The organism is Halorubrum sp. Atlit-8R (genome assembly GCF_003666025.1).
GTDB lineage: Archaea > Halobacteriota > Halobacteria > Halobacteriales > Haloferacaceae > Halorubrum > Halorubrum salinarum.
Map to the genome: position 1 here is coordinate 342007 of NZ_QPLV01000002.1, position 23245 is coordinate 365251.

Annotated in this window: 25 protein-coding genes and 1 tRNA gene; 12 read left to right on the top strand and 14 right to left on the bottom strand. The window is 72.2% G+C overall.

The window, feature by feature from the left end; all coding sequences use genetic code 11:
• Positions 1–5: 5 nt before the first annotated feature.
• Positions 6–1334, bottom strand: a complete 1329-nt coding sequence (locus tag DVK05_RS07545; protein WP_121562768.1) for an ABC transporter substrate-binding protein — start codon at positions 1332–1334, stop codon at positions 6–8.
• Positions 1335–1634: 300 nt separating this feature from the next.
• On the opposite strand from DVK05_RS07545, the gene DVK05_RS07550 reads away from it, so the two are divergent.
• The 4 genes from DVK05_RS07550 (at position 1635) to DVK05_RS07565 (ending at position 4384) form a co-directional block, all read left to right on the top strand.
• Entirely contained in the window at positions 1635–2279 is a 645-nt protein-coding gene (locus DVK05_RS07550; protein ID WP_121562769.1) for a hypothetical protein, read from the top strand.
• 25 nt (positions 2280–2304) lie between these two features.
• On the top strand, positions 2305–3228 hold the full coding sequence (locus DVK05_RS07555; RefSeq protein WP_121562770.1) for an A/G-specific adenine glycosylase: 924 nt from the start codon (positions 2305–2307) through the stop codon (positions 3226–3228).
• Positions 3229–3300: 72 nt separating this feature from the next.
• Complete coding sequence (locus tag DVK05_RS07560) at positions 3301–3699, top strand: DUF5778 family protein (RefSeq protein ID WP_121562771.1); 399 nt, start codon at positions 3301–3303, stop codon at positions 3697–3699.
• Positions 3700–3733: 34 nt separating this feature from the next.
• Entirely contained in the window at positions 3734–4384 is a 651-nt protein-coding gene (locus tag DVK05_RS07565; RefSeq protein ID WP_121562772.1) for an alpha/beta hydrolase, read from the top strand.
• A gap of 26 nt (positions 4385–4410) precedes the next feature.
• On the opposite strand, the gene DVK05_RS07570 is transcribed toward DVK05_RS07565, so the two are convergent.
• From DVK05_RS07570 to DVK05_RS07600, 7 genes are all read right to left on the bottom strand, one after another.
• Positions 4411–4953, bottom strand: coding sequence for a hypothetical protein (locus DVK05_RS07570; protein ID WP_121562773.1), 543 nt, complete (start codon positions 4951–4953; stop codon positions 4411–4413).
• A gap of 5 nt (positions 4954–4958) precedes the next feature.
• The gene (locus tag DVK05_RS07575) at positions 4959–5288 is read right to left on the bottom strand and encodes a transcription factor S (RefSeq protein ID WP_121562774.1); all 330 of its coding nucleotides are present in this window, start codon (positions 5286–5288) and stop codon (positions 4959–4961) included.
• A 531-nt stretch (positions 5289–5819) separates the two neighbouring features.
• Positions 5820–6911, bottom strand: coding sequence for a putative sulfate/molybdate transporter (locus DVK05_RS07580; protein WP_121562775.1), 1092 nt, complete (start codon positions 6909–6911; stop codon positions 5820–5822).
• An 88-nt stretch (positions 6912–6999) separates the two neighbouring features.
• Positions 7000–7752, bottom strand: a complete 753-nt coding sequence (locus DVK05_RS07585; RefSeq protein WP_121562776.1) for a hypothetical protein — start codon at positions 7750–7752, stop codon at positions 7000–7002.
• Positions 7749–8729, bottom strand: coding sequence for a hypothetical protein (locus tag DVK05_RS07590; RefSeq protein WP_121562777.1), 981 nt, complete (start codon positions 8727–8729; stop codon positions 7749–7751). Before DVK05_RS07590 ends, DVK05_RS07585 begins: the two co-directional genes overlap by 4 nt.
• Before the next feature lie 111 nt (positions 8730–8840).
• Positions 8841–9677 carry an HTR-like protein gene (locus DVK05_RS07595; protein WP_121562778.1) on the bottom strand — a complete coding sequence of 279 codons (837 nt, stop codon included), beginning with the start codon at positions 9675–9677 and terminating at the stop codon, positions 8841–8843.
• Between the two features lie 3 nt (positions 9678–9680).
• Positions 9681–10769 carry a beta-ribofuranosylaminobenzene 5'-phosphate synthase family protein gene (locus tag DVK05_RS07600; protein WP_121562779.1) on the bottom strand — a complete coding sequence of 363 codons (1089 nt, stop codon included), beginning with the start codon at positions 10767–10769 and terminating at the stop codon, positions 9681–9683.
• 183 nt (positions 10770–10952) lie between these two features.
• Here DVK05_RS07600 and hemC point away from each other — a divergent pair, with 183 nt between their 5' ends.
• The 4 genes from hemC to DVK05_RS07620 all read left to right on the top strand — a co-directional run bounded on the left by hemC (position 10953) and on the right by DVK05_RS07620 (position 14372).
• Positions 10953–12113, top strand: coding sequence for a hydroxymethylbilane synthase (hemC, locus tag DVK05_RS07605; protein WP_121562780.1), 1161 nt, complete (start codon positions 10953–10955; stop codon positions 12111–12113).
• Positions 12106–12987: a uroporphyrinogen-III C-methyltransferase gene (gene cobA, locus DVK05_RS07610; RefSeq protein ID WP_121562781.1), complete on the top strand. Its 882-nt coding sequence runs from the start codon at positions 12106–12108 to the stop codon at positions 12985–12987. The genes hemC and cobA overlap by 8 nt, the downstream gene beginning before the upstream one ends.
• Positions 12984–13742 carry a uroporphyrinogen-III synthase gene (locus DVK05_RS07615; RefSeq protein ID WP_121562782.1) on the top strand — a complete coding sequence of 253 codons (759 nt, stop codon included), beginning with the start codon at positions 12984–12986 and terminating at the stop codon, positions 13740–13742. The genes cobA and DVK05_RS07615 overlap by 4 nt, the downstream gene beginning before the upstream one ends.
• A gap of 228 nt (positions 13743–13970) precedes the next feature.
• The gene (locus DVK05_RS07620; RefSeq protein ID WP_121562783.1) at positions 13971–14372 is read left to right on the top strand and encodes a hypothetical protein; all 402 of its coding nucleotides are present in this window, start codon (positions 13971–13973) and stop codon (positions 14370–14372) included.
• On the opposite strand, the gene DVK05_RS07625 is transcribed toward DVK05_RS07620, so the two are convergent.
• The 3 genes from DVK05_RS07625 to DVK05_RS07635 all read right to left on the bottom strand — a co-directional run bounded on the left by DVK05_RS07625 (position 14373) and on the right by DVK05_RS07635 (position 17856).
• Positions 14373–15506, bottom strand: a complete 1134-nt coding sequence (locus DVK05_RS07625) for a DUF4382 domain-containing protein (RefSeq protein WP_121562784.1) — start codon at positions 15504–15506, stop codon at positions 14373–14375. It lies immediately after the preceding gene.
• A 132-nt stretch (positions 15507–15638) separates the two neighbouring features.
• Complete coding sequence (locus DVK05_RS07630; protein ID WP_121562785.1) at positions 15639–16964, bottom strand: 5'-deoxyadenosine deaminase; 1326 nt, start codon at positions 16962–16964, stop codon at positions 15639–15641.
• A gap of 391 nt (positions 16965–17355) precedes the next feature.
• Positions 17356–17856, bottom strand: a complete 501-nt coding sequence (locus tag DVK05_RS07635) for an HPP family protein (protein WP_121562786.1) — start codon at positions 17854–17856, stop codon at positions 17356–17358.
• A gap of 109 nt (positions 17857–17965) precedes the next feature.
• On the opposite strand from DVK05_RS07635, the gene DVK05_RS07640 reads away from it, so the two are divergent.
• The gene (locus DVK05_RS07640) at positions 17966–18460 is read left to right on the top strand and encodes a metal-dependent hydrolase (protein ID WP_121562787.1); all 495 of its coding nucleotides are present in this window, start codon (positions 17966–17968) and stop codon (positions 18458–18460) included.
• An 83-nt stretch (positions 18461–18543) separates the two neighbouring features.
• Here the strand turns inward: DVK05_RS07640 and DVK05_RS17080 are convergent, their stop codons facing one another.
• The gene (locus tag DVK05_RS17080) at positions 18544–18702 is read right to left on the bottom strand and encodes a hypothetical protein (protein ID WP_158293463.1); all 159 of its coding nucleotides are present in this window, start codon (positions 18700–18702) and stop codon (positions 18544–18546) included.
• Positions 18703–18978: 276 nt separating this feature from the next.
• On the opposite strand from DVK05_RS17080, the gene DVK05_RS16865 reads away from it, so the two are divergent.
• Positions 18979–19536 carry a hypothetical protein gene (locus tag DVK05_RS16865; RefSeq protein ID WP_147437744.1) on the top strand — a complete coding sequence of 186 codons (558 nt, stop codon included), beginning with the start codon at positions 18979–18981 and terminating at the stop codon, positions 19534–19536.
• A gap of 50 nt (positions 19537–19586) precedes the next feature.
• Here the strand turns inward: DVK05_RS16865 and DVK05_RS17085 are convergent.
• A tRNA-Met gene (locus DVK05_RS17085) sits at positions 19587–19740 on the bottom strand.
• A 248-nt stretch (positions 19741–19988) separates the two neighbouring features.
• On the opposite strand from DVK05_RS17085, the gene DVK05_RS07650 reads away from it, so the two are divergent.
• Together DVK05_RS07650 and DVK05_RS07655 are read left to right on the top strand one after the other, a co-directional pair.
• Entirely contained in the window at positions 19989–21290 is a 1302-nt protein-coding gene (locus DVK05_RS07650) for a hypothetical protein (RefSeq protein WP_121562788.1), read from the top strand.
• A gap of 106 nt (positions 21291–21396) precedes the next feature.
• Positions 21397–22632, top strand: coding sequence for a mechanosensitive ion channel family protein (locus DVK05_RS07655; protein ID WP_121562789.1), 1236 nt, complete (start codon positions 21397–21399; stop codon positions 22630–22632).
• Positions 22633–22672: 40 nt separating this feature from the next.
• Here DVK05_RS07655 and DVK05_RS07660 read toward each other — a convergent pair whose 3' ends face one another.
• Positions 22673–23194, bottom strand: a complete 522-nt coding sequence (locus tag DVK05_RS07660; protein ID WP_121562790.1) for a hypothetical protein — start codon at positions 23192–23194, stop codon at positions 22673–22675.
• Between the last annotated feature and the right edge of the window lie 51 nt (positions 23195–23245).

Sequence of the window (23245 nt, forward strand, 5' to 3'; positions counted from 1 at the left end):
CGGGCTTAGATACCCGTCGGGAGGTCGGAGTCGCCGAGCGCTTCCGACAGCACGTCGGGACCGGCCTCGTACCGGTTCACGGGATCGAGCACGTTGCTCTCCCACTCGTCGTCGTACGTGACGGTGCCCCAGATGGACGCGACGGTCGCCTGGTTCGTCTCGCTGAACCGGTAGTCGCCGACGGGCCCGGAGTGCTCCATGCCGCTGAACTCGTCGAGGAGCGCGTCGGTGTCCGTGCTGCCGGCGGACTCGATCGCCTCCTTGTACAGGTAGAGCGCGCGGTACGCGCCCTCGGCGTTGTACGTCGGCAGCGTCCCGTACTCCTCGTAGTAGTCCTCGCGGAACGAGTTGTTCTGCTCGGTGTCGGGGACGAACGGGTCGTACCGGGTTGAGGCGTACTCGCCCTCCGGGAGCGGACTCCCGTCGCTCGGGTAGTCCGTCCCCATCCCGACGCTGAACAGCGTGTGGTCGATCTGGTCGAACCAGCCCGCGTCCTCGGCCTGCCCGATGAAGGTCGTGAGGTCGGCCCCCCACAGCGGGGTGAGCACCGCGTCCGGGTCAGCGTCGAGGATGGAGCTGATGAAGGGCGTGTAGTCGCTCGTCGCCAGCGCCGGGAACTGCTCCGCGGTGAACTCGGCCTCGACCCCGAGGCCGTCGCAGTACGCCTGGAAGTAGTCCCACGTCTCGTACCCGAACGCGTAGTCCGGACCGATGGTGGCCCACTCGGTGGCGTCGAGCTCCTGTGCGACCCGCGCGGCCCCGTAGATGTCCTGCGCGAGGCTGTTGGAGTCGCGGAAGACGTACTCGTTCCCGACGGAGTCCTCGTGTTCGCCCTGCGGCGAGGTGACGAACGGGGTCGCCGCGTGCGTGATCATAAAGGGGATCTGGAGCTGCGAGATCTGCGGCGCGACCGCCTGCGCGACGCCGCTGGAGTCGAGCCCGAACAGCCCGTCGACGTTGTCCTCCTGAACGAGGCTGCGGATCTGCTGGATCGCCGTGTCGCCGCTCGCCTCCGTGTCGCGGACGAGCACCTCCAGGTCGCGACCGTCGATCCCGCCGTTCTCGTTGATCCGCGTCTGCGCGAACTCGATCCCCCGTTCGGCTTCCTCGCCGTACAGCGACGCGAAGCCCGAGAGGATGTACGCGGCGCCGAGCGTCACGGGGCCGCTGTCGCCGCCCCCGCCGCCCGAACAGCCGGCGAGCGCGACCGCCGTGCCCGCGCCGGCGGCCTGGAGAAACCGCCGTCGACGGACCGATGACTGTGCGACCGAATCCGTCGTCGAGTCGTTTTCCCGGTTATGCTTGTTTCCGGCACCTCCATTTTCGGTTTCCATTGTTAACAATCGTCCGTGAGTGTCGCTCACCACATAAATATGTAGGTCCGTGACATACACGAGCCCGAGTTTCCGGTGAGACGCCCCGTCGAGACGCTCTGAACCGGGGTCGAACGCCTCGGATTGCCCCCTCTCCGTGGTGATTAGCGCGGCTCTCCGTGTGACCAATGTTAATGTGTCTGTGTGACATTGTCACGTCTTACGTAGATGTCGTGAACCCGCCAACCGGAGACCGCGCATTCGCCCCGGGAGCCGAGCGCGGCCGCAAGGACGATACGCCCGCGGCGTCGACCGTGACACATGACCTTCGGCGACCTGTTCGAGCGCGCGGCCGCGCTCGACGGCGACCGCGACGAAGCGGACGTGCGGCGCGCCCTCGACGACGCGCGAGCGGCGCGGGAGGCCGGGGACTCCTCCGGCGGCGACGCGGTCGCCGAGCCCCGCGAGCCCAGTCCGGCGCGCGTCGTCGCCGACGCCGACGCGCTCGCGGCCGACCTCCTCCTCGGCGGGGCCGCGCGCGAGGCGCTCGACGCGCTGCGGTCGCACGCGTGGACGACGCTCGTCGCCAGCGACCCGCTCCTCGACGACGCCGAGGCGGTGATCGCGTCGCTGTCGGACCCCGACCTAGCGGCGGACTGGCGCGCGGCGGTCGAGGAGTGGCGCGAACCGGCGGCGCAGCCCCCGGACGACCACCCCGCGCTGGCGTCCGCGTACCGGGGCGGCGCGATGCAGGTCGTGACCCTCGACCCGTCGCTGACCGGGCCGGGGGCCGCGGCCGGGCTCCGCGACCGCCTCCCCGTGAGCGTCCGGGAGCCGCGGGCGTTCGCGACGGTGTTCGACCCCGCGAAGCTGTACCCGGACGCGGTCGGCGGGACGTACCCCGGTCCCGACCGCGACCCGCGGACGATGGAGTCCGTCGTCGCCGACGGGGACCAGCACCGATAAACCGCCGCCGGCCGGAGGGATCCGCATGACCGACGCGGAGGGCGTCCCCGAGCTCCCGGCCGACCTCGACGCGGTCCGCGGGGCGCTCGTCGACTGGTACGAGGCGGACCACCGGGACTTCCCGTGGCGCCGCACGGAGGACCCCTACGAGATTCTCGTCAGCGAGGTGATGAGCCAGCAGACCCAGCTCGACCGGGTCGTGCCGGCGTGGGAGGACTTCCTCGACGAGTGGCCGACGACCGCCGCCCTCGCCGCGGCCGACCGCGCCGACGTGGTCGCGTTCTGGTCGGACCACTCGCTGGGGTACAACAACCGCGCGAAGTACCTCCACGAGGCGGCCGGGCAGGTCGAGGACGACTACGACGGGGCGTTCCCGCAGGACCCCCAGGGGCTGCGCGAGCTGATGGGCGTCGGCCCGTACACCGCCAACGCGGTGGCATCGTTCGCGTTCAACGACGGCGACGCCGTCGTCGACACCAACGTGAAGCGGGTGCTGTACCGCGCGTTCGACGCCCCGGACGACGACGACGCCTTCGAGCGGATCGCCTCGGCGCTCATGCCAGCGGGCGAGTCCCGGGTGTGGAACAACGCGGTCATGGAGCTCGGCGGCGTCGCCTGCGGGAAGAAGCCGCGCTGCGACGAGGCGGGCTGCCCGTGGCGCGAGTGGTGTCACGCCTACCAGACGGGCGACTTCACCGCGCCCGACGTGCCGGAGCAGCCGAGCTTCGAGGGGAGCAGGCGGCAGTTCCGCGGCCGGATCGTCCGCCTGCTCGGCGAGCACGACGAGATGGAGCTGGACGCGCTCGGCCACCGGATCCGGGTCGACTACGCGCCCGAGGGCGACCACGGCCGGGAGTGGCTCCGCGGGCTCGTCGACGACCTCGCGGACGACGGCCTGGTCGAGGCCGACGCGAGCGGGGACGGCGTCGTCGTGTCGCTCCGGCGCTGAGCCGCGTCGACGGCCGGCGCCCCCGCCCGGTGAACCGTCACCCGTTTATTACGGGAGCCGGAACGGAGACCCATGAGCGAGACCGTCGACGCCGACCTATACACCCGTACGAAGGCCCTCTTGGAGCCCGGTGACATCGAGCTGGTGGGCTGTATCGTCCACACGGACCTCGACGGCCAGCAGGACTTGGAGATGCACGAGCTGACGGTCGCCGCCAACGAGGTCATCGCCGACCACGCCGACAAGGGCGAGACGTACATCGAGGCGGGCAACGACGACACGAACTTCTCGTCGAACCAGTTCCAGGGGCTGACGCTCGACGGCGAGGAGTTCGTCTGGGAGTGCCAGCAGCTCCTCCGCGACGGCGCCTTCGACATCGTGTTCTACTACGAGGCGGGCGTCGACCAGGAGGCGCTCGCGGCCGACCTCGCCGCCCTCGATAACGTCGACCGCGTGACGCAGGTCCCGTGACGGAGAGCGACGGCGACCGCGGAGGCCGGACCCGGTGAGCGACACCGTCCTGATCCCCGGCGGCCGCGACGTGCGCGCCACGCTCGACACCGCCGCGAGCGACGGCGCCCGAGAAGGTTCCGACGACGCGCCGCGTGCGGACGCGGTCGTCGTCGCCTGTCCGCCACACCCGCAGCAGCGCGGCCACCGCGGCGACGAGCGGCTGCGGGCCGTGAGCGACGCGCTGACCGACCGCGGGGTCGACTGCCTCCGGTTCGACTACGGCGACTGGGACGAGGGGTACGGCGAGACCACCGACGCGGACGCGGCGGTCGGCTGGGCGCGCGAGCGCTACGACCGCGTCGGCCTCTTCGGCTTCTCGTTCGGCGGCACGGTCGCGCTCGTCGCGGCCGCCTCGCGACCCGACCTCGCGGGCGTCTGCGCGCTCGCCCCGACGGCGCGGCTGAACCCCGACGTCGACGCGGTCGCGGCGCTCGGCGACCTCGTCGAGCGCGGCGTGCCGACGCGCGTGCTGTACGCGACCCGGGACTCGACGGCCGACTGGGAGCCCGTGGTCGAGCGCGCGGGGGAACTGGGGATCGAGACGGTCGCGTTCGAGTCGGACCACTTCTTCGTCGGGCGGAGCGGAACGGTGGGCGAGGCGGCCGCGGCGTTCCTCGGGGAGCAGCTTAGCGACAAGCCGTGAGCGGGCGGCGGGGGCGGGTCGGTCGCCTATCGTAGGTCGTCGATCAGTTCGGCCGCGATCCGCTCCCCGCGGGCGGGATCGTACCCCTCCATCCGCAGGTGCGCCAGCGGCGCCACGTACGGGTTCCGCTCCCAGTGAGCCCATATCTCCGTCGAGCCGTCGGGCGCGGGGAACAGCCGAACGTGGACCTGCCAGTCGCCGGTGAGCCCCTCGGGACGGTGGACGAAGCTGCCCACCTCGTGGACCGTCTCCCCGTCGCGCTCGTAGGCGTGGAAGTACGCCCGGATCAGCTCCGAGAAGCCCCGGTCGGGGAGCATCGCGCGGGTCTCCGCGGGGCTCGTCGGGACCGTCCCGGCGTACTCGTCCGCGGGCGGCGGCAGCACCCGGACGTGGTCCGGAGCGCCCTCCTCGGGCAGCAGCGCGAGCAGCTTGCCGACCGCGAGCCGCACGCGCCAGAACCCGACCGCGCGGCCGAGGAGGAACGCCGCGGGGGCGACGACCGCGAGCGCCGCGAGCGCGCGGACGGCGGACGCGCGGAGGGACGGTCGCCGCGATGGAACCGCGTCCATCGCGGTCAGCTGTACCCGCGCCAGCGGTGGCCGCACTCCTTGCACTTGAAGAACCGCGTGGGCGGCTCGTCGGCGGCGCCGGTCTGTTTGATCGTGTACCACGCCTCGCCGTGACCGCACTCGTCGCAGACGACGTCGTCGGCGGTGGGCTTCCCCTCGAAGTTCGCGCCCTCCTCCGTCTCGATCACCTCGTCGCCGGTCTGTTCGGTCGTCGACTCGAACTCGGCGGCGAGCGCCTCGTCGCGCTCGGTCGTGGCGCCGCAGTCGTCGTTCTGACACACCATCTCCCCGTCGCGAGAGATCATCATCGAGCCGCAGTCGTCACAGAACTGCATATACGCGAGAGACAGGGGATCGAGCGGTATAGGTCCGGTGGGTGCGGCCGAGACGAGGACGTGTGGACCGAAGAGATCTTGTCAGTGACCCTCGGCACCGAGTTCGGAGTCGACGTATCAGGAACTGCCATCGTCGTCGCCTCTCCGAGAGCCCCGGCCGCTTACTTATCGATGGTCGAGTGCGAATCGGCGACGGACACCGCCGAAGCCCCAGCCGCGAGGGCGACGTACGCTCGCTGCGCGCTTCACTCGGTCGCTCACTGCGTTCGCTTCCTCGTTCCAGTGCTTGCGTCGCCTACGTCGCCCTCGCGGCAGCGTGGCGCTACGCGCCACGAGCAACCGGCGGCTTCGCCGCCGGTAACTGCCCCTTTGAGTCCGCCCCGCACCGCACGGCAACCGCACCACACGCCTCCCCAGCCTCGTCGCTGGCGGCGCCAGCCGCCAGCGACTCCCTCGCGCGTGCGACTCGCGCCCTACGGGCGCTCGTCGGCACGCGCCACCGGGCACGGAAATCACCACATTCACGGCGCGTTATCCGCCGATCCGCCCCCACGCGAGGTGGACGGCTATGCCGACGAGGAACGCGACGCCGAGGTTCGTCGCGAGCGCGAGGAGGCCGATCCCGACCGAGAGCGCGCGGTTGTCGGAGTCGGTGACGTTGCGCGCCAGCGAGACGGCGACGACGGCCAGCAGCGCGCCGAGCATCGCCAGCGGGAACGCGGCGATCAGCGCGGGCGTGGCGAAGAGGGCGGCGACGAGGTAGCCGGCGCCGAGCACGACGTTCGCGCCGCCGGTGCGGGCGCCGAAGGCGTACTTGCCGGCCACCCCGTCGCAGCCGTGACACATCGGGACGCCGCCCAGCGGCACGGCGATCAGGTTCGTCACGCCCATGCTCGTCGACAGCTCGTCGGGCGTGACGTCCGCGTCGAGCAGGTCCGAGAAGAGGAGGGAGGTCGCCAGCGCGGCGTTGCCGATGGTCATCGCCAGCTGCGCGACCGCGCCGTCGAACGCCGCCCGCGTGAGCGCCGCCCAGAACGCCGGCGTCGGCGGCGCACCGGGGAGCCGGGGCGAGGGGACGCCGGCGACGACGAGCGCGGTCGCGACGCCGACGCCGGCGACGGCCAGCGCGCTCGCCTTCCCGTGGCCCGCGAGCGCGAGCCCGCCGGCGACGGCGACCCCGGCGAGCGCGACGAGCGGATCCTCGACCGCGAGGCCGAGTCCCGTCTCCAGGAGGACGAGACCCACCGCGAACTGGACGCCGCGGACGACCGGCTCGCCGATCCACCGCTCGACGGACGCGAGCGTCCCGGTGCGTCCGATCGCGAGGAGGACGACCCCGAGTACCACCCCCGCGAGCGCGAGTTCGGCGTACGTGAGCGCGCCGGCGATGGCGAGCGCAGCGAGCGCCTTCATCGGCTCCACGGACACCGGCAGCCCGTACCGGACCCCCCAGACGATCTGGAACGCGCCGAACGCGACGAGCGCGTGCGGGAGCGAGACGTCCGTCAGCAGCGCCAGCGCGACGACGAGCGGGATCACCGTAATCGAATCCCCTATCGCGCCAGTGACGGCTCCCGGACCGAACTCGACCGATCGCCGTCCCTCGAAACCGAACCCTCCCACGGTACTGACGACGTACCGGGCGGTCAGGCTTGAACGTGTTCAGAAATCGACGGCGGGTACTCGGCGGCCGAAGCGAAACCGCTTCCGGTCACTCGCCGTCGAAGGCGGGGTCGTCCGCCTCGACCATCGGACAGTTACGGACGCGGAACTGCGAGAAGTCGACCGACTCCACTATCTCCGTTCTCTCGTGGGTACACGCCGTCTCCGGGGGCGCCGCGAAGTGCGGACAGCGCTGGCAGTAGCTCCGCTTGTCGACCACGCGCTCGTCGCCGGTCGCCGCCGCGCCCGGCGTCCCGGGAGTCGGGCCGTCCGTGTCGCCGAGGTCGGTCGCGTCGGCCCCAACGGCGGTGCCCTCGTCGAGCGCCGCCCACACGTCCTCCTCGCCGACGTCCCCGCTCCCCATCGACTCGAAGGGGTCCCCGTCGGTCGGCCCGTCGGCCGCGTCCGCGTCCAGTTCGGCGAAGGGGTCGTCCGCGGGCGCGCCCGGCTCCGGATCCGCGCCGGACCGCGTCTCGCCGCGGTCGTCGAAACGGCCCTCGTCTCGGTCGGGTCCGGCGTCGTCTCCGACCCCCTCGCCGAGGGCCGCGAACGGGTCGTCGACCCCGCCCGCGTCGGGCCCGTCGAGGCCGTCGCCGGCCTCGTCGCCCGGCCCCTCGGCGAACGTCTCGTCGCCGAAGGGGTCGTCCTCCGAACTGTCGTCGCCGAACGGGTCGTCTTCCGAAGCGTCGTCTCCGAACGGGTCGTCTTCTGAAGCGTCGTCTCCGAACGGGTCGTCCTCCGAGCCGCCATCGTCGAAGGGGTCGTATTCGGCCGCGTCGTCGTCGGAGCGGTCGTCGCTCATCGGCGGTCACCGTCTCCCCCGCCGTCGCTCGCGGCGGCGTTCGACCGGTCACTCGCCCCGCTCGTCTCGTCGCCGGGAGCGCCGTCCGCGACGTCGCCGTCGATGGCGGGCCGGTCCCCGACGAGGAGCTTCGACGTGCCGAGGAAGCCGGTGTTCGGCTCCAGGTCCTCGAACCGGCGCCCGCAGTGGGGGCACTCCGGCGCCGACAGCAGTCCCAGCTCGACGCCCCCGCCGCAGTGGTCGCAGTCGGCCGCCCGCACCCCGTGCCGGTTCGCCGTCCGCGTCAGCGCGTCGAGGCGCTCGCGGTCGGCGCGGTCGCGCTCCGCCGCGTCGAGCCGGCGCTTGACCCTGACGACCGCGTTCGCGACCCGCGAGAGCTTGTCGTCGATGTCGGACAGGTCCTCCGCGGATATCGCGTCGAGGTCCGTTTCGACGCCGTCGAGGCGATCGTCCACGTCGTCGACCCGGCCGTCTACCGCGTCGACCCGCCCGTCCACCTCGTCGAGGCGGTCGCCGAACTCGTCCACCCGGTCGCGGACGGCGTCCAGTTCGTCGACCCGGTCGTCGAGCGCGTCCAGTCGGTCGCGGAGCTCGTCGACGCGGTCCGCGGTCGGCGCGTCGGCGACGGCCGCGTCGAGGCGGTCGAGCCGGGCCGCGACCTCCTCCAGCTCGTCGGCGAGGTCGTCGATCCGCGCCGCGGCCGCGTCCCCCGCGCCGTCCTCGCCGGCGTCGAGCGACTTGACCTCGCGGTAGAGGTCGACGAACCGCTGGCGGAGGTCGGTGACCTTCTCGTCGAGCTCGGCGTCGAGGTCGTCGAGGCGGGCCTCGACCGCCGCCACCTCCTCGGCGTCGGGGACGTCGATCCCCTCGGACTCCGCGAGCGCGACGATAGCGCGCTTGAGGAGCTCCTCGCGGCTCACGCCGGCGTCCTCGGCCGCGGCGTCGAGGGCGGCCGTCGCCGGGTCGTGGTCGCTCATCGCGGATCCTCCGTCATCTACCTGCCGTTGAGCGGCGAGACATAAGTAACCTGTCGCGTCGTTCTCCGAATCGATAGCCGGCGGCCGTCCGACCCGGCGTCGGGGCGCGGGCTACCGGATCTTCCGCACGTCGCTGATGTCGAAGCCGCCCTCGTGGATCTCGGTCTCGAAGCGGACGATGTTCTCGGCCTCCAGCCGCGAGAGCACGCCGCGGAACTCGCGGACGAACATCGTCCGGGCGCGCTGGGAGCCGCCGCTCTCCCACGTGAACTGGAGGGTCCCGCCCGCGGCGTCCATCAGGGTGCCGAACTCGCGGTCGCGGAGCGCCTCGGAGTTCACCAACACGAGGACTAAGGCGTCCCACTCGTAGGCCGCCTTCTTCAGCCCCTTCATCACCATGGCGACGTCGCTCCAGTCGGTGTCGTCGGAGACCATCGAGACGAGGTCGGTGACGGAGTCGATACAGACGAGGCTCCGCTCGCCGTGCTCCGAGAGGTAGTCGCCGAAGGCGGTGAGCACGTCCTCGTACTCCCCGCGCTCGCCGAGTTCGGTGATCGAGGTCGTCGCCGTCTCGTACCAGTCGCGCGGCACCGGCGACAGCTGGAAGTACTCCGGCGAGAGGTCCCGGAAGGAGATCCCGTCGACCGCCGCGTCGACGATCTCGTCGGCCATCGTGTACCCCATCTCCCGGGTGATCGCCTCGGTGTCGGCGGTAAAGGAGAGGTAGTGGACCGACTCGGGCAGGGTGGCGTCGTCGTCGACGTCGCCGTAGTAGAGGTCGAACAGCTCCTCGTCGGCGTGCGCCAGCGAGTTCATCGCCGCGCTGGTGTAGGCGAACTCCCGGGCGCCGGCGCCCGCCTCGCCGGCGAGCAGCACGACGCTGCCGGACGGCGCCCCGCCGCCGAGGATGGAGTCGAGGCGCGCGACCCCGAACGGAACACTGGACATGCCTTACGCCCCGTCGCCGCGGGGCTTAGTGTTACCCCTCTCCGGGTCGGCCGACAGGGGGTCCGTCCCGCCCGCGGGGTCGATCTGCGCCCCCTCGTTCGACGCCCGGACGACCGACACCTCGCCGTCGACGCCGGCCCGATCGAGCGCGCGCTCGCCGGCCGCCAGCGCCGCGTCCGCGCGGGCCGCGTCGGTGACGCCGTAGACGGTCGGTCCCCACGAGGACTGCCCGGCGCCGAACACCGACGCGGCGCCCGACAGCGAGTCGACGACCGCGCCGACGGGCGGCCGGTACACGCCGCCCTGCTCGTCGGCGTACCACGCGCCGTTGAGCCGGCCGATCTCCGCGACCGCGGCCCCGAACGCCTCCGCGTCGCCCGTCGCGACCGCGGGGAGGACGCGCCGGGTGACGATCCCGCCGATCCGGTCGGCGAGGGCCGGGTCCGCGCGCTCGACCGCGGCGCGCATCGCGTCGTCCTCGGCCGGCCCGCTCCGGCCGGCGTCCGCGGCGGGCTCGACGAGCAGGAACCGCCAGTCGTCGGGGACTCGGTGGCGGGCGGCCACCGGCGGGACGGTCCACTCGCCGTCGGCGGGGCGGTCGGTGGTGAAGCGCGCCGTCGGGTGCCCGGCGTCGAGGACGAACCCCCCGTCCTCGAACGTCGCGACGCCCACGCCGGAGCGCCCGCCGCGGCCGAGGGCCGGGGCGCGCTCGCGGACCCGGGGCGGCTCGCCGTGGGCGGCCGCGACAGCGGCGAGCGTCGCCGCCGCCAGCCGCGTCCCGCTGCCGAGGCCGGCGTGCCGCGGGAGCGACTCGCGGACCGCGACCCGGGCGCCGTCGACGCCGAGCAGGTCGGCGGCCGCGGTCGCGTACCCGCGGACGTCGTCGCGCACCGCCGCGGCAGATTCGGTCGACTCGGCGAGGGTCCCCGCGGTCTCGTCGACCGTCACGCGGACCGCCGAGGCCGGCTCCGCGTCGACGACCGCGCGGGGCGCCGCGAGCCCGACGCCGAGGGCGCCGTACAGCCGCTCGTGGGAGAGGCTGAGGTTACAGAAGCCGAAGTGGAGCCGGGCCCCGACGCTCGCGCGTGCCATCTCGGCTGCGCTTCGGGGCGGACGGATAAATGGCCCGTGACCGTGGCCGGAGTTGCCTCGGTACGCGAGGACGGGCGCGAGCGAGCCGGAACGCGCGCGTCGGCGCTGCGGTCGCCGAGGCACCGCGGTCGCCGGGGCGGCCGAACTGGTGCGCTTTTGAACGCGGGGGACCTCGGTCCGCGTATGACCGAAACGCTCAGGCTCGCGACCCGCGGGTCGGACCTGGCCCTCCGGCAGGCCGAGACCGTCCGCGAGGCGCTGTCGAGCCGGCGCCGCGACGTGGAACTCCGGCAGGTGGAGACGCGCGGCGACCAGATCCCCGACGAACTGATCCACCGGCTCGGGAAGACGGGCGCGTTCGTGCGCGCCCTCGACGAGGAGGTGCTCGGCGGCGACGCCGACCTCGCGGTCCACTCGCTGAAGGACCTCCCGACCGAGGAGATGGCGGACCTCGTCGTCGCGGGCGTCCCCGAGCGCGCCCCCTCCGGCGACGTGCTCGTCCACCCGGACGGGCTGGGCATCGAGGACCTCCCGTCGGGCGCCGTCGTGGGGACCGGCTCGCTCCGCCGGGGCGCGCAGATCCGCGCGGCCCGCCCGGACCTCACCGTCGAGCCGATCCGCGGCAACGTCGACACGCGGCTGGAGAAGCTGCTCGCGCCCGGCCTCCAGGCGGAACACGAGCGGCGCCTGATCGCGTCGGGCGAGGAGAGCGCGCTGACGGCCGAGGGCGACGGCGAGGGCGACGCGGACGGCGAGAGTGCCGGCGAGGAGGACGAAGGAGACGACGCGGACGAGGTCGACGAGGAGTTCGAGCGCAGCGTCGAGGAGTGGTTCGACTCGCTGTCCGACCTCGAACGCTCGGCGATGGAGCGCAAGGTCGAGACGGAGTACGACGCGGTCGTGCTCGCCGAGGCGGGCCTGCGCCGCTCGAACCTCTTCCACGAGGTGGAGACGACGCGGCTCCCGCGCGAGGAGTTCGTCCCCGCGGCCGGTCAGGGCGCCATCGCGGTCACCGCGAGCGACCCGGACGTGGTCGAGGCGGTCCGCGACGCGGTCGACCACCCCCGGACCCGCGTGGCGGTCACCGTCGAGCGGACGGTCCTCGGCGAGCTCAACGGCGGCTGCGTCGCGCCGATCGGCGTCGCCGCGATGGTTCAGGGCGAGCACGTCCACGTCCGGGCGCGGGTGCTCTCGACGGACGGCACCGAGGAGGTGGCCGGGACCCGCGACCTGCCCATCCGGTCGCACGCGACCGCGGCGGCCGAGTTCGCCGCGGACCTCGCCGAACGCGGCGCCGACGACCTGATCGCCGAGGCGCGCGAGGAGGCGGAGACCGATGACTGACGGCGGCGCGACCCCCGGGGAGGACGCCGAGGAGCCGCCGACGCGGCGACGCGACGACGGCGTCGGCACCGTCTTCCTCGTCGGCTCCGGCCCGGGCGACCCGGACCTGCTCACCGTCAAGGCGAAGCGCCTGATCGAGTCGGCCGACGTGGTCCTCCACGACAAGCTCCCCGGCCCCGAGATCCTCGGCGAGATCCCCGAGGAGAAGCGGGAGGACGTGGGGAAACGCGCCGGCGGCGAGTGGACGCCCCAGGAGTACACCAACCGGCGCATGGTCGAGCTGGCCCGCGAGGGGAACCGCGTCGTCCGGCTGAAGGGCGGCGACCCGTTCGTCTTCGGCCGGGGCGGCGAGGAGGCCGAGCACCTCGCGGCCGAGGGAGTCCCCTTCGAGGTCGTCCCCGGCGTCACCTCGGCCATCGCCGGTCCCGCGGTCGCCGGGATCCCGGTGACCCACCGCGACCACGCCTCGTCGGTCTCGTTCGTCACCGGCCACGAGGACCCGACGAAGGAGGAGTCGGCGGTCGACTGGGCGGCGCTGGCGGCGACCGGCGGGACCATCGTCGTGCTGATGGGCGTCGGGAAGCTGCCGGCGTACACCGCGGAGCTGCGCGACGCGGGGCTCGACGGGGACACGCCCGTCGCCCTCGTCGAGCGCGCCACCTGGCCCGACGGCCGCGTCGCGACGGGCACGCTCGACACCATCGTCGACGCCCGCGACGAGGCGGGGATCGAACCGCCCGCGATCACCGTGATCGGCGACGTGGCCGCGACCCGCGACCGCGTCGTGACCTTCCTCGAGAACGCCGACTCGGCGCCCGTTCGGTCGCCGGGCGAAGGGCGCGACGGCGACGCGACCGGTGGTGACGGGGCGTGAGCGGGGGCGCCGACCGGCCGCGCGTGGCCGTCTTCCGCCCGGACGACGAGCGGATCGAGTCGGCCGTCGAGCTGCTCCGCGAGCTCGGCGCGGAGCCGGTCCCGGACCCGATGCTCGAGGTCGAGCCGACGGGCGCGGTCCCGGCCGACGCGCCGCTCGTCGTGCTCACGAGCAAGACCGGGGTCGAGCTCGCCGCGGAGGCCGGCTGGGAGCCCGGCGACGCGGACCTCGCCGCGATCGGACCGGCGACCGCCGCGGCCGCCCGCGAGGCCGGTTGGACGGTGGACGTCGTCCCGGAGGAGTACACCTCCGCCGGCCTCGTCGCCGCGCTGGAGGCGCGCGTGGCGGGCGAGCGCGTCGTCGTCGCCCGCTCGGACCACGGGAGCGACGTGCTCCTCGACGGTCTCCGCGACGCCGGCGCCGACGTGACCGAGACCGTGCTCTACCGGCTCGCGCGGCCGACCGACGCGGGCGACTCGGCGGAGGCGGCCGCGGCCGGCGACCTCGACGCGGTCGCGTTCACCTCCTCGCTCACGGTCGACAACTTCCTCGCGGCGGCCGCCGACCGCGGCGTCGACGGGGCGGCCCGCGCCGGGCTGGCGGACGCGGTCGTCGGCGTCATCGGCCCGCCGACCGCGGAGACCGCCCGCGACCGGGGCCTCGGCGTCGACGTCGTCCCCGACGAGGCGTCGTTCGAGGCGCTCGCGACCGCGGTCGTCGACGCGCTCGACGAGCGAGCCGACCGGCGCGACTGACGCCCCCCGGGCGCGTGACCGGCGCACCCGGAACCATCGCACGCGAGTCGAATCTCGTCTGTCGATAACCGACGCCGGCGGCGTCGCCGGTCGGCGCGGCGCCGACGGCCCCTCCGATCCGCGGACTCGCACGGATCGGCCGCCGGATCGCTCCGCCGTCCGGACCCTAGTATCCGATACGATAATCGGAGAGTGTAATTTATACCCCAGTACGTGGGAGATCGTGTCATGGAACCGAGCGAGCGCTGGCTGCTGCGGGTCGAGGACGAGGTCCTCGTGGTCGAGTTCCCGCACGGGACTGGACTGAGTCCCGCGGACGGCGAGGCGCTCCCCGATCGCTGGCGGACCGCGACCGATCCCGACACCGTCGAGGCCGTCGTGATCGTCGTCCGGACCAGCCGGCCGTGCTCCGACGCCGGCCGGCGGGCCCTCCGCGAGTCCGCGCAGATCGCGGTCGCGCGCGGCGTCGACCGCTTCGCCGTCGTCGGGCAGCGCTCGAAGCGGCGCTTCCTCAAGCGGACCATCGACGTCGAGGGGGTCGACACCGAGGCGTTCAACGACGACGACGCCGCGATGCGGTGGGCGCAGTCCCCCTCCGCGGTCGCCTCGTCGGCAGAGCGCTCCTCGTAGTTAGCTCCCGGCCGCGGTCCCGTTCTCGGCGTCATCCGTCTCGTTACCGGCGGGAGCGTCGCCGCCGTCGGAACCGTCACCGCCCGAGCCGTCGCCATCGGAGCCGTCGCCATCGGAGCCGTCATCAGCCGTCTCCTCATCGTCGTCGTCCTCCTCGTCGTCATCCTCCTCGTCGTCGATCTCGTTGACGTCGACGTCGCGACCCGCGACGCCGCTGCCCGAGATCACGGGCCTGAGGATGTACCCGTTGTTCCTCCCGCGCTTGACGACGTTGATGTCGAAGACGAAGTCGACTCCCTCGTCCGGCGTGACCTCGAACTCGGTGGTGATCTGGAGCTTCTCGCTCGGGAGCTTCACGTCGACCTCGCCGCCGTCGACGATCCCCTCCACCGCGGAGACGTCGAGTTCGATCTTCTCGTAGCTTCCAGCCGGGATCTCCCCGTCGAAGACGGCGATGGCGTCGTCCTCGATCACCCGCGTGAGGTCGACCGTCGCGCCGTCGAGGTCGACGACGATGAACCCGCGGTCGTCCTCGTCGGATTCGTCCGCGTCGTCCGAGTCGTCTTCGTCGTCCGCGTCGTCTCCGTCGTCCGAATCGTCTCCGTCCTCTGATTCGTCCCCGTCGTCGTCCGCGTCCGCCGTTTCGTTCGCTCCGTCGTCCTGGTCCGCCGTTCCGTTCAGCGGCTCACCGTCGCCGTCCTCGGCGTCCGTGGCGTTCTCCGCGGACTCGTCGTCGTCACCGCCATCTCCGTCCGATTCGGTCTCGTCGTCCTCGTCACCGCCGTCCTGAGCCTCGAAGACGCGAGCCCGGTCGAGAGTGACGTCCAGCCGGTCGAAGTCGCCGATATCGGCGGGCGCGTCGCTGATCAGGAGCCGGAAGTCGCCCGTGAGCGTCGCTGAACCGTCCGAGTCGTCCGACCCGCCGGAGCCGTCCGAACCGTCAGATCCGTCCGACCCGCCAGACGACGGGAGCGATCCGTCGCCGGCACAGCCGGCGAGCAGCGTCGCGCTCGCGCCGACGCCGAGGGCGACGACCTCCCGGCGACGGAAGCCGTCGGCGGACGTGTCCGTCGGACGACCGTCGCCCGTCGTTGCCTCCTCCCGTTCGCCCGTCGTTCGCGATGGGTCCGTCATGGTGAACCGATCCACGGGCCGTGGATGGGTATAAACCGGAGATACTCCGCCCGAATTCAGGCGGATAAAGCCGTTTTTAGCGCCTCTCGCTTCAGTTTCGGGACGGAAGACGAGATCCCGCCGGCGACGAGGCTACGGTTCGGCGACGTCGATGCCGGCCGTCTCCACCACGCGCTCCGCGTGGCGCGTCGCGCGCTCGCGGACCGCGGCGGCGTCGACCCCGACGTGCTCGCCGTCGGCGTAGCGGACCTCGCCGTCGACCATCGCGAAGGTCACGTCGTCGCCGTGCGCGGCGTACACCAGGTGCGAGAGCGGGTCGTGGATCGGGGTCGCCCGGGTCAGGTCGGTCGTGATCCCGATCACGTCGGCGCGGTACCCCTCGCGGAGCGCGCCGAGGCGGTCGAAGCCGGCGGCGCGGGCGCCGTGGGTCGTCGCCATCTCCAGCACGGTCGCGGCCGGGAGGCGCGTCGGGTCGCGGGCGTCGACCTTGCCGAGCAGGCTCGCCTGCCGCATCTCCGTGAACGGGTCGAGCGTGTTGTTACACGGCGGGCCGTCGTTGCCGAGCGCGACGGGGATCCCGCGGTCGAGGTAGTCTTGGACCGGGGCGATCCCCGAGGCGAGCTTCATGTTCGAGGAGGGGCAGTGCGTGACGACCGTTCCGGTGTCGGCGAGCACCTCGCGCTCGCGCTCGTCGGTGTGGACGCAGTGCGCGAGCGTCACGTCCGGGCCCGTCAGCCCGACCTCGTCGAGCCAGAGGACGTTCCGCTTCCCGGTGTCGGCCTCGACGGTCGCTATCTCGTCCTCGTTCTCGCTGGCGTGGGTGTGGATCGTCACGCCGTCGTAGCGGTCGGCCAGCTCGCGGCAGCCGCGCAGACAGGCCTCGGTACAGGTGACGGCGAACCGCGGCGTCACCGCGTATCGGACGCGGCCGTCGGCGGCGCCGTGGTACTCCCGAATCAGGGCCTCGCTCTCGGCGAGCGCGGCGTCGGTCTCCTCCAGCAGGCCGTCGGGGGAGTCCCGGTCCATCAGCACCTTCCCGAGCCGCGCGCGGATCCCGGTCTCGATCGCGGCCTCGAACGCCTCGTCGGCGTGGTTCACCGAGAGGTGGTCGACGACGGTCGTCGTCCCCGATTCGAGACACTCCAGGTAGCCCAGCTCGGCGGCCGCCCGAGTCGCCTCGGCGTCCATCGCGGCCTCCATCGGGAGGACGGCGTCGAAGAGCCAGTCGAGGAGGGCGGCGTCGTCGGCGATCCCCCGGCCCAGCGACTGGACCGAGTGGACGTGGCCGCCGACGAGGCCGGGCGCGACGAGGTCGAACGCCCGGCGCTCGTGGTCGGGGTAGCGGTCGCGGAGGGCGCGCTCCTCGCCGACCGCGGCGATCGTGTTCCCCTCGACGACGACGGCGCCGTCGGGGATGACGGTCTCGGAGTCGGCGACGACGGTTCCGGCGATCAGCATGTCCGTCCGTTCCTGACGGTCGACTCCTAAGAGGCTGTCCCTCGGCGCCGCCGGCGATCGCGTCCCGTCGCTGCTACCGAACGAGGCCGTTTCACCGGCGGATGCGGCCTGCGCGTGCCTGCGAGCGGCCGACAGGCCGCGAGTCAGCACGCGCGAGGGACACCGCGAACGCGAGCGGCGCAGCCGCGACGCGTGAGCGGCGAGGTTGGGGAGGCGTGAGGCTGCGGTGCTGTGCGGGGCGGGTGGGACTCAAAGGGGCAGTCACGAAGCGGGCGCAGGCGTTCGCCGCGATGCCACCCACGTACCATCGAGCGACTAGGGCTGTGGAGGGGCTCACCGTTGAGCCCGAGGCGACAGTGCCGAAAGGTCCGCGACGAGAACCCGATTCGACCTATTCCAGTCGGCGGTCGCGGAACGCGCGGATCACGTCCTGCCGCGCGATGATCCCGACGATCCGCCCGTCGTCGTCGACCACGGGCACGCGATTGATATCCGGATCGTCGCCGACGAGCAGGTCGAGCACGTCGTCGACGCTCGCGTTCGGCGTCACCGTCGCCACGTCGGCGCTCATCACCTCGGAGATGGGGCGGTCGGCGTTGCGGATCAGGTCCACGCCGAGGTCGAGGTCGGCCCACGGGCGCTTCACCTGATACGAGAGCGTGTCCACGAACGGCGGGAGCCCGATGGGGATCCACAGCGTCTCGTCCTCGGGCTCGAAGAGGTCGACGAGGTCCGACTCGGTGATCACGCCCACCACCCTGTCATCGTCGCCGACGACCGGGAAGCCGCTGAACGCGTAGCGGGCGAACCGCTTGAACACCTCGGCGACGTCGTCGTCGGGCGAGACGGTCTTCACGTCGGGCTCCATCAGGTCGCGGGCAGTCAGGGACATACCGGACGGTCACCGCGGGAGGCCGTAGGCGTTTCGCCCCCGGGGCGCGGACGCCGGTCACGCGGCGGGCGACGCAACGGACTTAGGGGACGGACCCGCACTGCGGGGCGTGTACCGGAAGGGCCACGTCGGAGCCTCGCTCGTCGTCTACGCCCCGCTCGGGTTCCTCGTCACCGCCCTCGCCTCGATCGAGGTCGGCGCCGCCGGCGCCGTCGGCGTCGCCTCGCTGGCGATGGTCCCCGACCTCGACATGCGAGTTCCCTTCGTCAAACACCGGGGGATCACCCACACCGTCTGGTTCGCGCTGCTCGTCGGGATCGCCTTCGGGGCCGCCGGGCTGGCGGTCGGTCTTCGGAGCGGACTCGTCGAGGCGCTCCTCTTCGGTGGCGCCGGGTTCCTCTTCGGCGTCGTGACGATCGGTTCGCACCTCCTCGCGGACGCGCTGACGCCGATGGGGGTCCGACCGTTCGCGCCCCTGCGAGACACCGAGTACACGCTCGATCTGGTCGCCGCGGCGAACCCGCTCGCGAACTACGCGCTGCTGGGACTCGGCGTCGCCGTCGCCGCGGCCGCGCTCGTCGCGGGCGAGGCCGTACCGGCGTAACAGAATCTCCGTCGGTCGGCGGCCCCTCGCCGCCGTTCGTGCTCGTGCGCGACGTGTTCGTTCCGGACCGCGTCCCGACCGCCTCAGGCGGCGCGCCGCTCCCCCGGGTGGCGCGTCAGCGTGACCGTGACGCTGAACTCCGCGCCGCAGTCGTCGCAGGCCACCCACTCGGTCATCCCCTCGTCGTCCGTCGCCGTCGCGTCGATCGCTGCCCCGCACGAACAGTCGAATGCGATCCGCATCTGTCGATCGCTTCGGCCGGTCGCCTAAACATCTGTTCAAATAGCGTACATATCGTGGGGAACGTTCCCGTGAACCTGACCCCCGGAGCGCGGTGCGGCGCTTGCGTTGTCGGGCGAGACGGTCTTCACGTCCGTATCCATCAGATCGCGGGCTGTCGGGGACATATCGGACGGTCACCGCGGGAGGCCGCAGGCGTTTCGCCGCGAGCGCGGCGACGCAACGGGCGTGGGAAAACTATCCAGAATCTATTAGACATTTCAGTTACAGTTGAGTGTATGCGAGCCAGGCGAGAGTTGTTAGCAAGTGTGGGCGCTATCAGTACAGTCGCGATCGCCGGGTGTTCTGGTGGAGGAACTGACGACACGGGTAATGAGGGAGACGGTCAAGATGGTGAGGGTGGTACAGCAACGAGTAACGACGAGAGCGGCGAAAATACGAGCAGCGATGGGGATGACGAGGATACTGAGAGCGGGACAGCGGAGAACACAACCTCGCAAACGCCGACGAGCGTTGTTCGACAGTTCTGGGAGGCGATCATAGCGGGCGATTATGAACGGGCGAATGAGTTACTACACCCGGGATCGCTGAATTACCCGTTAGATGAGTCTAATGTGGCAATCTCCGGGCAGACGGTCGAAAGCGTCGAAGTGGTAACGTACGAGGAGGCCAGTGAAATCATCGCAGTAGCTTCCGAAGAAGAGTTCGACCAAGCAGTTCAAGATGTGACTGGCGCCGCCGAGTACACGTTGGTACATGTTTCCCTGACGGAAAATGATGGTATTACTCCCGTAGTCGAGCAAGACGGTGAGCTACTGGCTGTCTGGCTGCGATAGGAACTCCGGCGCAGGGGTTTTGCGCCTGACTGTGCCAGAAGTGTAAATTATGGCCGGGGTGGGCTCCGAACCCACGATCTCCGCATGTCCCAGGTCCGAGGCTCGGCGGAGCCACGGGAAGGACGCGGACGCTTCCAAGGCGTCACCGCACCGAATCTCCGAACCCTATGAGTGCGGCGCTATGTCCAGCTAAGCCACCCGGCCTCACCTTTTCGTACCGCGATGAGACTCTTTAACCTTCCCATCCGTCGGAGGGTTGTGAACCGATCGCAGATCGCCGCGGGCGGCCGCTTCCACGCCGTTCGCGCGGGGGGCGACGGCGATTTCGCGCGGGAGTCCGACGGTGACCGGCGGGCAGAGCGCGCTCGCGGACGCGACGGCGACGAACTGGTACGCGGCCCGCTCGCGGCCGACCCAGCGGATTTATGCCGGGCGCGGCGTATCCCGGGCGTATGAGCCTCCCCGAACTGCTCGCGGCGACCGTCGGCGACGAGGACGTCGTCGCCGAGGTGCCGCTGGGCGGCGACGATCGACTCGCGGTCACGCCCACCCGGACCCTCGTCTTCCGCGGCGACGGGCTCCTGTCCGACGAGTCCGTCGACGAGTACGGCCACGACGTCGAGCGGATCGACGTCTCGACGGGCCGCCGCAAGGCGAAGATCACCCTCGGGTACGGCCTCGACGGCGACGAGACGCTCTCGGTCCCCGCCAAGCGCGTCGACGACGTCCTCCACCCGGTCCTCGCCGGCGTCCTCTCGGCGAGCGGCGTCACCGGCCCCGGCGAGACGGTCGTCCGCACCTTCCGCTTCTCCGAGCTCACCCTCATCGTCACCAGCGAGCGGCTGGTCAAACACGTCGGCTCGGCCGTCTGGGACGCCGACTTCGAGGAGTTCCATTACGAGGACATCACGGGCCTCGACTTCGAGGAGGGGACCGTGGCCACCGCGGTCGTCCTCGTCCACGACGGCCGCTCGGAGCGGTTCAAGGCCCCCAACGAGTCCGCCCGGGCGGTCCGGGAGACGCTCGCCGACGCGGTGTGTTCGTTCCACGGCGTCGACAGCCTCGAGGAGTTCCGCGTCGCCGCCGCCGAGGCCGAGGAGCCGGCCGCGGACGCCGAGCCGAGCGGCACGACCGACTTCGGCGAGGGACCCGACCCGCTCTCGGCGTCGCCCGCCGCCGACGCCGAGGCCGACGCGGAGGGCCCCGAACCGGGAGACGCGACGGGCGGCGCCGGCCGGTCGACCGAGACGGACCCCGGTTCCGGGGACGACGGCGCCGACTCGGCCGAGGCCGCGGCCTCGGCGTCGGCGGGGTCGGCGTCGGGCGACGACCCGCTGGACGCGGACCCCCTCGCCGCGGACGCGGGCGTCGACGACGCGGCGACCGACCCGCTGGCCGCGGACGCGACGGAGCCGGCGTCGACGGCCGAGGGGATCGACTCGGAGGCCGCCGGCGAGTCCGCGTCGGCGGTCGGCGCCGAAGGGCGCTCGGCGGACGCGGCCGGCGCCGAGTCAGCGGGCGGAGACCCCGTCGGCGACGCCGACGCCGTCGCGGCCGAGACCGACGCGGAGGGCCCCGTCCGCGGGGACGACGCCTTCGACGGGTCGCCGTTCGAGAGCGCCGGGGTCGAGGACGCCGACCTCGCGAGCGAGGTCGCGGCGCTGCGCCGCACCGTCGAGGCGCAGTCCGAGCGCCTCGACCGGCAGTCGGCGCTCATCGAACAGCTGATAGAGGAGCTCCGCCGAGGGCGGTGAGGGACCGCCCCGCTCCCGCGGCCCCCGCCCCCGGAGCGGCCGCGCCGATTCTCCCGACTGAGACTCGCGTCGGATCCGTTATCCGACCGGCGGCGAACGGACGACCGTGATCGGCGGACTCGGCGCTCGGGTCGGGGCGGTGTTGAGCGACGTCTCGAGCACGGAGGGGCGGCTGGCGGTCACCGCCGCCATCGCCCTCGGGACGCTCGCGGTCGGGTGGCTGCTGCTGCCGAAGGCCGTCCGCGCCGGCGAACGGACCGCCGCGAGCTGGATCGAGCGGCTCCTCGACGAGCGGATGGCGGAGTCGACCGAGGGCGCGATCGAGACGTTCCGCGAGGGGGTCCCGACCTCGTTCATCCTGCGGCTGTCGGTCGGGCTCTTACAGCTCGCGCTGTTCGCGCTCGCGGGCGTCGCCGTGTTGACGCTGTGGGGGCGCTTCGAACTCGTGGTCGCGGTGTTGCCCGTCGCGGAGAACGCCGCCAGGGTCGGCGCGCAGGTCGTCGTCACGGCGGTGCTGCTCGGCGGCGCCTACGTCGTCAGCGACGTGGTGGAGACGTACGTCGGCGAGCTGTCGGCGGACAGCGACCGGATCACGGCCCACCAGGAACAGCTGCTCACCCGGCTCGCGCAGGTCGGGCTGCTGGTGCTCGCCGGGATCACGGTCCTCGGCATCTGGGGCGTGAACCTCGGCGGCCTCCTCGTCGGCGCCGGGTTCCTCGGGATCGTGCTCGGGATGGCGGCCCGGCAGACCCTGGGGTCGCTCATCGCCGGCTTCGTGCTGATGTTCGCCCGCCCGTTCGAGATCGGCGACTGGGTCGAGATCGGCAACGAGGAGGGGTTCGTCACCGACATCACGATCATAAACACCCACATGCGGAACTTCGACGGGGAGTACGTCGTGGTGCCCAACGACCTCGTCGCCAACCAGGCGATCACGAACCGGAGCCGCGAGGGGCGCCTCCGGATCCACATGGAGGTCGGGATCGGGTACGACGACGACCCCGACGAGGCGGCCGGGATAGCCGAGGACGTACTCTCCGGGATCGACACGATCGCGAACAACCCGCAGCCGTACGCGATCCCGTCCGGGTTCGGCGACTCGGCGATCCTCCTCGACCTCCGGTTCTGGATCGACCCGCCGACGCCCCAGGCGCGGTGGCGCTCGAAGGCGATCGCCGTCGAGCGGATCCAGGAGCGCTTCGCCGACGCCGGCATCTCGATCCCCTACCCGCAGCGGACCGTCTCGTACCCGCCCGAGACGGCGGAGGCGGAGGAGACTGTCGAGCGCGTCGAGCGGATCGACGAGGACGGTGACGGCCGCTCGCGGGACGGGTCGGTATGAGAACGGTCGGCGTGCGTCGGCTCGCGGCCCGCGGCCGCGCTTACAGGTCTTCCGACGGTCCCGTGTAGCCGCTCGGAAGTTCCGAACCGCGGCCGGTGAAGAGACGCTCGAACCGCTCGATGCGCTCTAAGACGTAGCGCAGCGCCGCCGTGAGCGAGTCGGCGCCGATCGACAGGAGGTGGCGCGCCCCCTTCGTGCGGTCGGCGTGGTAGAAGCTGATCTCGCCTTCCGGCTCGGTGTTCCGCTCCGGCATCACCACGAGGTCCTGTCTGCTCGGATCGTGCCTGAAGACGAGCACGTCGGTGAGCGAGTCCGCGCCGTAGGTGACCACGTCGTGGAGGACGCTCCACTTCTGTGGCGTCTCCTCCGCGAGCGCGTCCGTGTCGACGACGTTCCGCATCGTCGTCGCCGTCGAGACGCGCTCCAAGCCGGATCCGCGCCGCTCCCGGAGCCACGTGAGGATCCGCTCGACGACGTCGCGGAGGCCGTCGGGGCCCGAGAACCGGCCGGCCGACCGCTCCGCCGGCAGCGACCCCCGCGTCACCTCGGTCCGCTCTCCCATGCGAGTACCCCCGGTCCCATCGCGTTAATAGGTATCGGTCAGGGACCCCCG

Excerpts from the sequence above, each read along its gene's own strand:
- DVK05_RS07635 (WP_121562786.1), bottom strand. The coding sequence starts at position 17,856 with ATGTCCCTGACTGCCCGCGACCTGATGGAGCCCGACGTGAAGACCGTC.
- DVK05_RS07570 (WP_121562773.1), bottom strand. The coding sequence starts at position 4,953 with ATGGACGCGGTTCCATCGCGGCGACCGTCCCTCCGCGCGTCCGCCGTC.
- cobA (WP_121562781.1), top strand. The coding sequence starts at position 12,106 with ATGACTGACGGCGGCGCGACCCCCGGGGAGGACGCCGAGGAGCCGCCG.
- DVK05_RS16865 (WP_147437744.1), top strand. The coding sequence starts at position 18,979 with ATGCGAGCCAGGCGAGAGTTGTTAGCAAGTGTGGGCGCTATCAGTACA.
- DVK05_RS07590 (WP_121562777.1), bottom strand. The coding sequence starts at position 8,729 with ATGAGCGACCACGACCCGGCGACGGCCGCCCTCGACGCCGCGGCCGAG.
- DVK05_RS07550 (WP_121562769.1), top strand. The coding sequence starts at position 1,635 with ATGACCTTCGGCGACCTGTTCGAGCGCGCGGCCGCGCTCGACGGCGAC.
- DVK05_RS07575 (WP_121562774.1), bottom strand. The coding sequence starts at position 5,288 with ATGCAGTTCTGTGACGACTGCGGCTCGATGATGATCTCTCGCGACGGG.
- DVK05_RS07560 (WP_121562771.1), top strand. The coding sequence starts at position 3,301 with ATGAGCGAGACCGTCGACGCCGACCTATACACCCGTACGAAGGCCCTC.
- DVK05_RS07555 (WP_121562770.1), top strand. The coding sequence starts at position 2,305 with ATGACCGACGCGGAGGGCGTCCCCGAGCTCCCGGCCGACCTCGACGCG.
- DVK05_RS07620 (WP_121562783.1), top strand. The coding sequence starts at position 13,971 with ATGGAACCGAGCGAGCGCTGGCTGCTGCGGGTCGAGGACGAGGTCCTC.
- DVK05_RS07600 (WP_121562779.1), bottom strand. The coding sequence starts at position 10,769 with ATGGCACGCGCGAGCGTCGGGGCCCGGCTCCACTTCGGCTTCTGTAAC.
- DVK05_RS17080 (WP_158293463.1), bottom strand. The coding sequence starts at position 18,702 with ATGCGGATCGCATTCGACTGTTCGTGCGGGGCAGCGATCGACGCGACG.
- DVK05_RS07650 (WP_121562788.1), top strand. The coding sequence starts at position 19,989 with ATGAGCCTCCCCGAACTGCTCGCGGCGACCGTCGGCGACGAGGACGTC.
- DVK05_RS07595 (WP_121562778.1), bottom strand. The coding sequence starts at position 9,677 with ATGTCCAGTGTTCCGTTCGGGGTCGCGCGCCTCGACTCCATCCTCGGC.
- DVK05_RS07660 (WP_121562790.1), bottom strand. The coding sequence starts at position 23,194 with ATGGGAGAGCGGACCGAGGTGACGCGGGGGTCGCTGCCGGCGGAGCGG.
- DVK05_RS07545 (WP_121562768.1), bottom strand. The coding sequence starts at position 1,334 with ATGGAAACCGAAAATGGAGGTGCCGGAAACAAGCATAACCGGGAAAAC.
- DVK05_RS07585 (WP_121562776.1), bottom strand. The coding sequence starts at position 7,752 with ATGAGCGACGACCGCTCCGACGACGACGCGGCCGAATACGACCCCTTC.
- DVK05_RS07630 (WP_121562785.1), bottom strand. The coding sequence starts at position 16,964 with ATGCTGATCGCCGGAACCGTCGTCGCCGACTCCGAGACCGTCATCCCC.
- hemC (WP_121562780.1), top strand. The coding sequence starts at position 10,953 with ATGACCGAAACGCTCAGGCTCGCGACCCGCGGGTCGGACCTGGCCCTC.
- DVK05_RS07625 (WP_121562784.1), bottom strand. The coding sequence starts at position 15,506 with ATGACGGACCCATCGCGAACGACGGGCGAACGGGAGGAGGCAACGACG.